This is a genomic window from Tardiphaga sp., from assembly GCF_044336785.1.
In the GTDB taxonomy this organism is placed as follows: domain Bacteria; phylum Pseudomonadota; class Alphaproteobacteria; order Rhizobiales; family Xanthobacteraceae; genus Tardiphaga.
Genome location: NZ_JBIIOT010000057.1, coordinates 22,459 through 34,128, shown reverse-complemented (window position 1 = coordinate 34,128; position 11,670 = coordinate 22,459). Strand labels below are relative to the sequence as shown.

The 11,670-nt window shown below is 62.2% G+C and carries 9 protein-coding genes and 1 pseudogene; 4 read left to right on the top strand and 6 right to left on the bottom strand.

Features of this window, described 5'->3' with window-relative positions; translation table 11 throughout:
- Positions 1-265 (bottom strand): annotated as a pseudogene (locus ACIQ2A_RS16700) (amino acid ABC transporter substrate-binding protein); the annotation flags it as partial.
- An 82-nt stretch (positions 266-347) separates the two neighbouring features.
- Positions 348-1,166 carry a putative hydro-lyase gene (locus ACIQ2A_RS16695; RefSeq protein ID WP_398481179.1) on the bottom strand — a complete coding sequence of 273 codons (819 nt, stop codon included), beginning with the start codon at positions 1,164-1,166 and terminating at the stop codon, positions 348-350.
- Positions 1,167-1,301: 135 nt separating this feature from the next.
- On the opposite strand from ACIQ2A_RS16695, the gene ACIQ2A_RS16690 reads away from it, so the two are divergent.
- Genes ACIQ2A_RS16690 through ACIQ2A_RS16680 form a run of 3 tightly spaced genes read left to right on the top strand, consistent with a single transcriptional unit; the run spans position 1,302 to position 4,465 of the window.
- Complete coding sequence (locus ACIQ2A_RS16690) at positions 1,302-2,249, top strand: LysR family transcriptional regulator (protein ID WP_398481177.1); 948 nt, start codon at positions 1,302-1,304, stop codon at positions 2,247-2,249.
- A 43-nt stretch (positions 2,250-2,292) separates the two neighbouring features.
- On the top strand, positions 2,293-3,540 hold the full coding sequence (locus tag ACIQ2A_RS16685) for a Zn-dependent hydrolase (RefSeq protein WP_398481175.1): 1,248 nt from the start codon (positions 2,293-2,295) through the stop codon (positions 3,538-3,540).
- A gap of 16 nt (positions 3,541-3,556) precedes the next feature.
- Positions 3,557-4,465, top strand: a complete 909-nt coding sequence (locus ACIQ2A_RS16680) for an NAD(P)-dependent oxidoreductase (RefSeq protein WP_398481173.1) — start codon at positions 3,557-3,559, stop codon at positions 4,463-4,465.
- 131 nt (positions 4,466-4,596) lie between these two features.
- On the opposite strand, the gene ACIQ2A_RS16675 is transcribed toward ACIQ2A_RS16680, so the two are convergent.
- Complete coding sequence (locus ACIQ2A_RS16675; RefSeq protein WP_398481171.1) at positions 4,597-5,667, bottom strand: tartrate dehydrogenase; 1,071 nt, start codon at positions 5,665-5,667, stop codon at positions 4,597-4,599.
- Between the two features lie 137 nt (positions 5,668-5,804).
- Between ACIQ2A_RS16675 and ACIQ2A_RS16670 the strand changes: the two genes are divergently transcribed.
- Positions 5,805-6,578, top strand: a complete 774-nt coding sequence (locus ACIQ2A_RS16670; RefSeq protein WP_398481168.1) for an SDR family oxidoreductase — start codon at positions 5,805-5,807, stop codon at positions 6,576-6,578.
- A gap of 88 nt (positions 6,579-6,666) precedes the next feature.
- Here ACIQ2A_RS16670 and ACIQ2A_RS16665 read toward each other — a convergent pair whose 3' ends face one another.
- From ACIQ2A_RS16665 to ACIQ2A_RS16655, 3 genes are all read right to left on the bottom strand, one after another.
- Complete coding sequence (locus ACIQ2A_RS16665; protein WP_398481166.1) at positions 6,667-7,596, bottom strand: 4-(cytidine 5'-diphospho)-2-C-methyl-D-erythritol kinase; 930 nt, start codon at positions 7,594-7,596, stop codon at positions 6,667-6,669.
- A gap of 4 nt (positions 7,597-7,600) precedes the next feature.
- Complete coding sequence (locus ACIQ2A_RS16660; protein ID WP_398481164.1) at positions 7,601-9,430, bottom strand: tetratricopeptide repeat protein; 1,830 nt, start codon at positions 9,428-9,430, stop codon at positions 7,601-7,603.
- 434 nt (positions 9,431-9,864) lie between these two features.
- Entirely contained in the window at positions 9,865-11,523 is a 1,659-nt protein-coding gene (locus ACIQ2A_RS16655; RefSeq protein WP_398481162.1) for an electron transfer flavoprotein-ubiquinone oxidoreductase, read from the bottom strand.
- Positions 11,524-11,670 lie beyond the last annotated feature (147 nt).

Here is an 11,670-nt window from a genome sequence, read left to right as displayed (position 1 = left end):
CGAGGCGCACCTTGGCGCCACCGAGCCCCGAGAAACCCTCGCCGCGCGCCATCGGCAGATCGAAATCGTAGTTCTTGTTGATGATGTCAGCAGCAGTCTCGAACGCCTTCTGTGCATCGACGCCGATCTGCGCACTGGCGCCGGACAGCGGATAAATCACGCCGATCACCACTTCCTTGGCTTGTGCGCGAACCGGCGTCGCAAGCGGGAGCAGCGCGGCAGAGGCAGCGCCTCCAAGCAGAACATCACGGCGAGAGATCGTCAGCTGGGTGTCCTTTGTGATCGGCAGCTATCGATAGGAACTAATCGAGGTTACGGTAAAGCTCGAAAGATCGGCAAGCTGCTTCTTATAAAACAGCAAGTTGCTTATTCTTGAGGTCGGTGATGAGCATCACACCCGGCGCATGCGTGATCGCGAATGGCACTTTCGCAGCTGCGATGACGGCTTGCGGTGTCACTCCGCACGCCCAGAATACCGGGATCTCGTCATCATTGATGTGCACTGCATCACCGTAATCGGGTTTGTTGATATCCGCGATGCCGATCGACTGCGGCAGCCCAAGATGCACGGGCGCACCATGTACGGAAGGAAATCGTGAAGTGATCTGTACGGCGCGGATCGCATCGGCCGGCTTCAGCGGCCGCATCGAGACAACCATCGGACCGGCGAAGGGGCCGGCAGATTTGCAGGCGATGCTGGTGCGATACATTGGCACCAAGGTATCTTGCTCGATGTGACGGATCGGAAGGTCTTCCGCCATCATCGGCTCTTCGAACGAATAGGAGCAACCGATGACAAAAGACACGAGATCATCACGCCAGTATTTGTTCACCTCATAAGGGCGGTCGATCGCCTCGCCGTCCTTCCAGACCACATATTGCGGAATGTCAGTTCGGATATCGAGATCGAGACCCAGCGCGGGAATGCGGGGATCGCCGGGATCGGACATGCCGATGATCGGACACGGCTTCGGATTGAGCTGGCAGAAGCGATGGAAGGCGGAGGCCTGGGCTTCCGGCAGGATGACGAGATTGCCCTGGACGTAACCGGGCGCGACCCCGGCGGTGCTGGCATATTTGCCGGCGCGATATTCGCGGCGCGCGACTGCACTGGGCAGGTCACCGCTGTCGGCTTCGTCACGATCACGCTTCGCCAGAGTGCCCATAGCCACCTGCCTCAATTATCGCCCTGCCTGCGTTTTGGCCTCGACTTAATGGGGCATAGGGATAACATAATGTCTAATCGTGTTTTTTGATCGCATCCGATAAGCCAAACTTATCTAAAGAGAAGATCCTACCCCATGGCGGACTTCAAGGCGCTGGAGACCTTCCTATGGGTGGTCAATCTCGGAAGCTTCCGTGGCGCCGCCCAGAAGCTGAATACGACCCAGCCCGCCATCTCCCAGCGCATTGCACAGCTCGAACATGAGGTCGGCGTCCGACTGTTGCAGCGTGACCGCCGCATCGCCTCCCCCACCCCCGCCGGCCGGGAGATGCTGGTCTATGCCGAAAAGCTGATCGGGCTGCGCTCCGAGATGATGGCGGCGGTCGGCGATCGCTCCGCGATGCGCGGCGTGCTCAGGCTCGGCGTGGCAGAGACGATCGTGCACACCTGGCTGTCGAAGCTGATCAAGCAGGTGAACGAGGCCTATCCCAATTTGTCGCTCGAGATCGAGGTCGATATCACACCGAACCTGCGCGCACGTTTGCTGGCACAGGAAATCGAACTCGCATTCGTCGTGGGGCCGCTCGCTGCATCCGACGTGCAGAACAAGGTGCTGTGCGACTATCAGATCGGCTTCCTCGCCAGTCCGTCGCTCGGACTGGGTAGTGAGATGCTGTCGGTGGAAGATCTGGCCAAGCATCCGATCATCACCTTCCCGCGCAAGACGCGGCCTTATGAGATCGTGCGCTCGATCTTCAACCGACCATCGCTGCCCCCGATCCGGCTGCATGCCAGCGCATCGCTCGCCACCGTGATCCATATGGCGATCGAGGGCCTCGGCATCGCGGTCATCCCCACCGCCATCGTGCAGAGCGAACTCGCCGATGGCCGGCTGCAATTGCTCAATACCAATGTGCCGATCCAACCACTGACTTTTGCGGCAAGCTGGCTGTCCTCGCCCGACACCGTTGCCATCGAGCTCGTCGCCGGCCTTGCCGCGCAGCTTGCGCAAGAGACTGCGGCATCAAGCATCTCACCGCATACCAGCCCTTTGGTTGACGTGCTGGCGACGGCGGGTCATTGAAATACACCACATTCCACCAAGCGAAACTCCCAGGACGAACGGCATGACCAAGCTCGGCGACAATCTGAAGATCAACTCTGAACGTCTGTGGGGCGCGATCAATGAGACGGCGAAATTCGGCGGCACACCGAAAGGCGGCGTGCGTCGCCTGACGCTCGGGCCCGAGGACAAGCAGGTGCGCGACTGGTTTCGCAAGGCATGCGAAGCGGCCGGTCTTGAGGTGAAGGTCGATGCGCTCGGCTCGATGTTCGCGCTGCGCCGTGGCCGCGACATGTCCAAGGCGCCGATCGGCATCGGCTCGCATCTCGACACCCAGCCGACCGGCGGCAAGTTCGACGGCATTCTGGGCGTGCTTGGCGCGCTCGAAGTGGTGCGCACGCTGAACGATGCCGGCATCGAGACCGATGCGCCGATCTGCATCGCCAACTGGACCAATGAAGAAGGTTCGCGCTTCGCACCCGCCATGATGGCCTCGGCCGCCTATGTCGGCGACTTCACCACCGACGATATTCTGTCGCGTAAGGATATCGCCGGCGTGACCGTCGGCGAAGCCCTCGACTCCATCGGCTATCGCGGCGATGTCGCCGTCGGCACGCAGAAATTCTCCGGCTTCGTCGAACTGCATATCGAACAGGGCCCGATCCTTGAGGCCGAAGGCAAGACCATCGGCGTGGTCGATTCCGGCCAGGGCGTGCTGTGGTTCGACGGCAAGATCACCGGTTTTGAAAGCCATGCCGGCTCGACACCGATGCCGCTGCGCAAGGATGCGCTCGGCACGCTGTCGGAGATCGTTCTGGCCACCGAGCGCGTGGTTACCGAGATCGGTGCGCTCGGCACCATCGGTGAGGCCGTGATCGCCAATCCGTCACGTAACGTGATCCCCGGCGAGATCGCCTTCACCATGGATCTGCGCAGCGCCGATGCCGGCAAACTCGACGCCATCGAGAAGGGTGTGCGCGAGGCGATCACGGCCATCGCTGCGAAGCGCAAGGTCGAGGTCGCCTTCGACAAGGTCTGGCACAAGCCGCCGACGCACTTCAACAAGGACTTTGTCAATGCCGTCGAGAGCGCGGCCGAAGAGCTGGGCTACTCGCATCGCCGCATCACTTCAGGCGCCGGCCACGATGCCTGCAATCTCAACAACATCATGCCGACCGCGATGGTGTTCATCCCAAGCAAGGACGGCATCAGCCATAACGAGCTGGAATCCTCCACGCAGGACGATTGCGCCGCTGGCGCGAATGTCCTGATGCATACCGTGCTGGCGCTGGCCGGCGTGTCGTCGAAGTAAGTAAGGGGCACAATCAATGCGCGGCGTATTCGTCGATGCCAGCGAAGAGCTGGCACTCATCATGGAACGGCTCACGCAGCCGGGCGACATCACGGTCAGGATCAACCGCAACGAGGACATCACCTCGGCCGACCTGCCCACAGTGCTGGATGGCGCCGAAATCGCCGTCGTCGACCACACCTATGTGCCCACCGATATCGCGAAACAGTGCACCGGGCTCAAGCACATCGTGTTTCTCGGCACCGGCGCGCGCAGCTACATGAATGTCGACGAGCTGGAAGCGCTCGGCATCGCGGTACATCTGATCCGCGGCTATGGCGACACCGCGGTTGCCGAAATGGCTATCGCACATATGTGGGCGGCTGCGCGCGGTATTGCCGAGCAGGACCGCGAAATGCGCGCCGGCAACTGGTTGCGCGATGAAGGTATGGAGCTGACCGGCAAGACCATCGGCCTGATCGGTTTTGGCGGCATCGCCGCGGAAGTCGCGCGCATCACGCTCGGCTCGGGCATGAAGGTGCTGGCCTGGAATCGCTCGCCGAAGAGTTATCCTGGCGTTGAATTCACCGACATGGAGACGGTGCTATCGCAGAGCGACGTGATCTCGATCCATCTGCTGCTGAATGACGAGACCCGCGGCATGATTACCCGCGAGCGCATCAGCCAGATGAAGAAGGGGGCGATCTTGATCAACACCGCCCGCGGTGCGATCGTGGATCAGGCCGCGATGATCGAGGCGCTGCGCTCCGGCCATCTGCGCCATGCCGGCCTCGACGTGTTCGAGATCGAGCCGCTGCCGGCCGGCCATGTGCTGACGACGATTCCGAATGTGACGCTGTCGGCGCACTCGGCATTCCGGACGCCGGAGGCGAGCATCAATCTGATCGATGCGGCGTGGAAGCATTGCCGAAGGATTGCGGGGTAAACCGCAATCTCAGCCCTCATCCTGAGGAGCCGCGCTCTTGCGCGGCGTCTCGAAGGATGGCCGCGCGCCCCCATGGTTCGAGACGGCGCAAGAGCGCCTCCTCACCATGAGGGCTTTACGGAGCGTGTTACTTACTCAATCATCTCCGCAACAGCCTTGCCACAAGCCGTCGTATCCGCCTGACCGCCGAGATCCCGCGTGCGCAGCGTGCGCTCCGCCAGCGTACGCTCGATCGCCTTCACGATCGAATCCGCCGCTTCCTTCTCGCCGAGATGCTCGAGCATCATGGCGCCCGACCAGATCATGCCGATCGGATTGGCGATCCCCTGCCCCGCGATATCCGGCGCCGAACCGTGCACCGGCTCGAACACCGACGGGAAATCACCGGCCGGATTGATGTTTCCCGACGGCGCGATGCCGATGGTGCCGGTGCAGGCCGGACCGAGATCCGACAGGATGTCACCGAACAGATTGGACGCCACCACCACGTCGAAGCGGTCGGGGTTCATGACAAAATGCGCGGTGAGAATGTCGATGTGATACTGGTCCCATCTCACATCGGGATAGTTCTCACCCATCGCCTTCACGCGCTCGTCCCAATACGGCATGGTGATCGCAATGCCGTTCGACTTGGTCGCCGAGGTCAGGTGCTTCTTCGGCCGCGACTGGGCGAGATCGAAAGCGAACTTGAGAATTCGATCGACGCCGGTGCGGGTCATCACCGTCTGCTGGGTGACGAATTCGCGATCCGTATCCGGGAAGCTGCGACCGCCGACCGCCGAATATTCGCCTTCGGTGTTTTCACGGACGACCCAGAAATCGATATCCCCGGGCTTGCGACCGACCAGCGGGCACGGCACACCGGGCATCAGGCGCACCGGGCGCAGATTGACGTATTGGTCGAATTCGCGACGGAACTTGATCAGCGAGCCCCACAGCGAAATGTGATCCGGAATCTTGGCCGGCAGGCCGACGGCGCCGAAATAGATGGCGTCGTGCTGGCCGATCTGGGCCTTCCAGTCGTCGGGCATCATCTGGCCGTGCTTCTCGTAATAGTCGTAGGACGAGAAGTCGTAATGATCGAATTTCACCTTCACGCGGTGCTTCTTGGCCACCGCCTCGAGCACGCGCAGGCCTTCCGGCATCACTTCCTTGCCGATGCCGTCGCCGGGGATGACGGCAATCCGATATTCTTTGCTCACCGTGAGGTTTCCTTCGCCAGTTTGGATTGTTGGCAGGTTTGGACCAAAGCCGGCGCGCGATCAACGCTGCAGTGCAATGTTGACCGCTTTTGCCGCAGCAGCCTAACTCGGACGTCAATGCGAACCGGAGGCATTCCATGGATCTTCATCTGCGCGGCAAACGCGTCCTCATCACCGGCGCCTCCAAAGGGATTGGCGCGGCTGCCGCGGAAGCCTTTGCCGAGGAAGGCGCAAACCTCCGCCTCGCTGCCCGCAATGTCGAAAAGATGCAGGCGCTGGCCGACAGCCTGCGCGCGCGTCATCAGATCGACGTCGCCATTCACGGGACCGATCTGCGCAATGCCGAGGACCTCGCAACCCTCGCCGCCGCGGCCGGCGATATCGACATTCTGGTGAACAATGCCGGCGACATTCCCGGCGGTGCCATCGACATGATCGACGAGCCCGCCTGGCGCCATGCCTGGGAGCTGAAAGTGTTCGGCTTCATCAACCTGACACGGCAGGTCTATGCGCAGATGAAGGCGCGCGGTGGCGGCGTGATCATCAACGATATCGGCGCGGCCGGCGAGAAATTCGATGCCAATTACATCTGCGGCAGCGCCGGCAATGCCGCGCTGATGGCCTTTACGCGGGCGCTCGGTGGCAAGAGCCTGAAGGACAATATCCGCGTGGTCGGCATCAATCCCGGCCCGGTCGGGACCGACCGTCACGAGACGCTGATGAAGACCCGTGCCAAAACGCAGTTCGGCGACGAGAGCCGGTTTCGCGAGTTGCAGCAGGGTTTTCCGCTCGGCCGCCCCGCCAAGCCGCGCGAGATCGCCGACCTGATGGCGTTCCTCGCCTCGGACCGCGCCGGCTACACGTCCGGCGTGATCTACACGGTGGATGGCGGCTATAGCGCCGGCTGGTAGCCAGCCGTCACTGCGAGGAGCGTAGCGACGAAGCAATGCAGTTCCTGGCTTTCCGGATTGCTTCGCTCCGCTCGCAATGACGGAGGCGTTAGCTCAGTGCGCCCGCATGCACCCACCACAGCGGATGCGCGAGCTGGATCGCATGCGCGGCACGCTGCGCATCGGTGTCATTGTCGAACAGCGCAAAACACGTCGCGCCCGAGCCCGACATACGAGCAAGGCGAACGCCTTCAGCGGCGCCCAGCGCGGCCAGCACATCGCCGATGATCGGCTCGACCTTCAACGCAGGCGCTTCGAGATCATTGGTGCCGGCACTGACGGCCGCGATCCAATCATCCACCGATGCGCCTTCCGCCGGCCATGAGCGGGCCTTCAGCACATCGGCCGGGCCAACGCGCAGCTGGCCGTTCTTCAGCCCAAGCTCCTGAAACACATCCTTGGTCGCCACGGGCACGCGCGGATTGACCATCACGCAAGGCAAACGCGGCAGGCTGAGCTGCAGCAGATTTTCTCCGACGCCTGTCATCACGCAGGCATGCGACTGCACGCAGACCGGCACATCGGCACCGGTGAGGCGCGCGACATCCATCACGCGGGGATCGTCGAGTTCGAGATTGTTGGAACGTACCAGAAGCCGCAGCGCCGCCGCGGCATCCGCTGAACCGCCACCGATGCCGGCAGCCACGGGCAAATGCTTGTCGAGCGCGAAGGTGCCGAAGGTCAGGCCCTCGACTTGCTCACCGAGCAGGCGCGCCGCCTTGATCACCAGATTGTCGTTGTTGTCACCGCATTCCGCAGCCCGTGGCCCGGTCGCTGTGAGCGCGAGATCGCCGCCCGGCGACAGCGTCAGCAGGTCAGCGCAATCAGCGAACACGACCACGCTTTCAAGATCATGATAGCCGTCGGCCCGCCGCCCGATGACGCGGAGGGTCAGATTGACCTTCGCACGCGCGCTTTCTTCCAGAGAAGACCCGTCTTCCCGAGCAGGCTGCCCAATGCCCGCCGATGCCCCCGTCATAAGCCTAGCCGCCTTTATCGCTGTCTTTCTTCACCTCGGGCTTGTCAGCCGAAGCCGCAGCCGGGGTGGTCTCGTTCAATGCGCAGCCTTCCGGCTTGTCGCCGCTATCCAGCGGCACGCATTTCTGCATCTTCGCTTCGATCTTCGGCAGCTCTTCGGCTTCCGGCTTCAGATCTTTGGCGTGCTGCCACTGGAAGCGCGCTTCCAGCTTGCGACCGACGCGCCAATAGGCATCGCCGAGATGGTCGTTGATGGTCGGATCTTCCGGTTTCAGATCAATGGCACGTTCGAGATGCTTGGTGGCGTCCTCGTAATTGCCGATGCGATAATAGGCCCAGCCGAGGGAGTCGACGATGTAGCCGTCATCCGGGCGCTGCTCGACCGCGCGCTTGATCATCTTCATGGCGTCGTCGAGATTGATGCCCTGGTCGATCCAGGAATAGCCGAGATAGTTCAGCACATGGGGCTGCTCCGGCTGCAGCTCCAGCGCCTTCTTCATGTCGACTTCGGCCTTGGCCCACTGCTTGGAGCGCTCGAGGCAGATGCCGCGGAAATAATGATAGACCCAGTTCGGCTTGTCCTGGTTGGCGGCGACGACGTCGATGCCCTTGGTATAGGTGTCGGCGCAATCGGCGAACTTCTTGCGGGCGCGCTCGATATTACCGAGCGCCATGATCGCTTCGAGATCCTTCGGATCGCTGGCGGTCACGTCCTTCAGGATCTTGATGCCCTCGTCGCTGCGATCGGCGGCGTCGAGATTGGTCGCCTGCTGGATCATCGCATTGCGCTTCAGGGCCGAGTTGGCCGGCATGCGCTCATAGACCTTGATGGCCATGGCCGGCTTCTTCACGGACTCATAGAGATCCGCGAGTGACAACAGCGCCAGCGAGTGATCCGGCTTGAGGTACAGCGCGAGCTGCAGATAAACGAGTGCGAGGTCTTCGCCGCCGCGGCGGGTCAGCGAAGCGCCGATGCCATAGAGGGCTTCGGCGGCGCCGGCCTGCGGGTTGTCCACCAGGGCCGGCAGCTTCTTGCCAGCCTTGGTCTCGCGGATGCCTTCCAGCACCAGCGGATGGCGGGCGAGCTTCTTGTTGAATGTCTCGTAGACGGCGAGTGCCGCCGCATCGTCCTTGTTGCGCGACGTCCAGCGGCCATAGGCATCGACCACGCGCAACGCGGAGTCATCGAGCTTGAAGGCGCGCTCATAGCGCGCGCCGGCGTCTTTCTGCTTGCCCGCAAGATCGAAGATCAGGCCGGCATGCAAGTCCTTGAAGATCGGATACCATTCCGGGCCGGCCAGCTTGTCGATATTGGCAATGGCCTGCTTGGTGTCACCGGCGCCGTAGCTTGCCCATGCGCCAAGCAGTGTGGCGACGAGATCGGTAATCGGGCCGCGCACCGACTGATTGATGTTGGTCTGCGCAGCCGCGTATTTCTTCGCCTTGAGATCGCGCACGCCGACCACGAGGCGGGCCACGCGATTCGACTTATCGATGATCAGGATGCGCTCGGCGAGCTTCACCGCCTCGTCGATATCGCCATCGGCGAGCGAGGAGATGAAGGCGCGATCGAGCAGTTCGTTGTTCTTCGGGTCGGTGCGCAGCGCGGAGCGGTAAAACGCCGCAGCCGAGGTGGCATCGCGTTCCACACTGGCGTGACGCGCGGCCAGATAGCTGCCGGCGGTCGTCATCTGCCGCAGGTCCTTCGCAGTCGGGAACTGCGCGGCGCTATCGCCGGCATGATCCGGGGTCTGAGCGAAGGTCTGCGCCGGCAGCGCCAGAACGGCGAGCGTGGCGGCAGCGAGCGTCAAGCGGTTGAAACGGGAGGACAACATCAAGTTCGCCTAGCTCCGAAGATTATTGGGCAGTTGCGGGCGGAAGTTCGAGCACAAACGCGATCAGAATGGCGAGACAGGCCCGAATGCGCTGCCGACCCGGCAACAGTGCGCAACGCGACAATGCCGCTTTTGGCCGGCATTCGCAAGGATCGGGGGCGCAGATGCACCAAGGGAGCCTGTCAGGTTCGGGCGACCGGATTGCGCCAATATGCCTGCAAACGCTTTCAGTGTGGCGGGATCGTGACGAGACGGGTCACGCCGGGGTGATGCTTCTTGCCTCGCCCCGCTTGCGGGGGGAGGTCGCCGCGGCTGAGCGCAGCGAAGCAGTGGCGGGTGAGGGGGTTCTCCAAGCACTCCGAGCCCACGGACAGTCCCCTCATCCGACCGCGTTTCGCGCGGCCACCCTCTCCCCGCAAGCGGGGCGAGGGAAACTACATCGCCTCGTAATTCGGACCGCCGCCGCCTTCGGGCAAGGTCCAGGTGATGTTGCCGTTCGGGTCCTTGATGTCGCAGGTTTTGCAGTGAACGCAGTTCTGCGCATTGATCTGGAAGCGCGGTTCGGCGCCTTCCTCGACCCACTCATAAACACCGGCCGGACAATAGCGATTCGACGGGCCCGCGAAGACGTCATGTTCCGACGACTTCTGCAGCGCCATGTCGGCCACCTTCAGATGGATCGGCTGGTCTTCCTCGTGATTGGTGTTCGACATGAACACAGAGGACAGACGATCAAAGGTGATCTTGCCGTCGGGCTTCGGATACGGGATCGGCTTGTAATCTTTCGCCGGCTTCAGCGTCTTGCGATCCGGCTTGGCATGCGACTGGGTGCCGAACAGCGAGAAGCCGAGCGTGTTGCACCACATGTCGAAGCCGGCGAACAGCATGCCGATGCGGTTACCGAACTTCGAGAGGAAGGGCTTGACGTTGCGGACCTTATAGAGGTCCTGGCCGACCGACGAACTGCGCCAGCCGTTTTCGTAGTCGGTGAGTTCGTCATTGGCGCGGCCAGCGGCCAGCGCGGCGACCACATGCTCGGCGGCCTGCATGCCAGTGCCCATCGCATTATGCACGCCCTTGATACGCGGCACGTTGACGAAGCCCGCGGCGCAGCCAATCAGCGCGCCGCCGGGGAACACCAGCTTCGGCACGGACTGATAACCGCCCTCGGTGATCGCGCGCGAGCCATAGGCCAGGCGCTTGGCGCCGACGAAAGTATCGCGGATCATCGGATGGGTCTTCATCCGCTGGAATTCCTCGAACGGATAGAGATAAGGGTTCTGATAGTTCAGATGCACCACGAAGCCGACAGCCACGAGGTTGTCGTCATAGTGATACAGGAACGAGCCACCACCGGTCTGGTCGTCGAGCGGCCAGCCCAGCGTGTGCTGCACCAGGCCCTTCTTGTGCTTGGCCGGATCGATCTGCCAGATTTCCTTGAGACCGATGCCGAACTTGCCGGGCTCGCAATCCTTGTCGAGCTGGAACTTGGCGATGATCTCCTTGGTCAGCGAACCACGCGCGCCTTCGGCGAACAGCGTGTATTTGCCGAGCAGTTCCATGCCGCGGGTGAATGAATCCTTCGGCTTGCCATCGCGGCCGATGCCCATGTCGCCGGTGGCGATACCGCGCACGGCGCCATTGTCGTCGTACAGAGTCTCGGCAGCGGCGAAGCCCGGATAGATCTCAACGCCGAGCGCTTCGGCCTTGGCGCCGAGCCAGCGACACACCATGCCGAGCGAGGTGATGTAGCAGTGATGATTGTTCATCAATGGCGGGTTGATGAAGTTCGGCAGACGAATGCCGCCGGTCTCGCTGGTCAGGATGAACTGGTCGTCCTTGACCTGGGTCTTGAGCGGGCAATCCGGATCTTCGCGCCAATCCGGAATGAGCTTGTCGAGATTGACGGGATCGATCACCGCGCCCGACAGGATGTGGGCACCGACCTCGGAACCCTTCTCGACCACAACGATGGTCAGATCCGCATTGAGCTGCTTCAGCCGGATCGCAGCCGACAGGCCGGACGGCCCCGCGCCGACGATCACGACGTCGAATTCCATACTCTCGCGCGGCGGAAGTTCTTCAGTGCTCATAATCTTGATCTCAGACCCGTTTCCAACCCGTTCAGAACGCTTCTAAGGGCTGTTGTTTCCGATTTTTGACGGAAGAACAACCACCGAAATGCACAGGGGCCGTTGCCGCGGGTGGCGGTCCGGCCCGGATGCTGGCATACCTGTGGG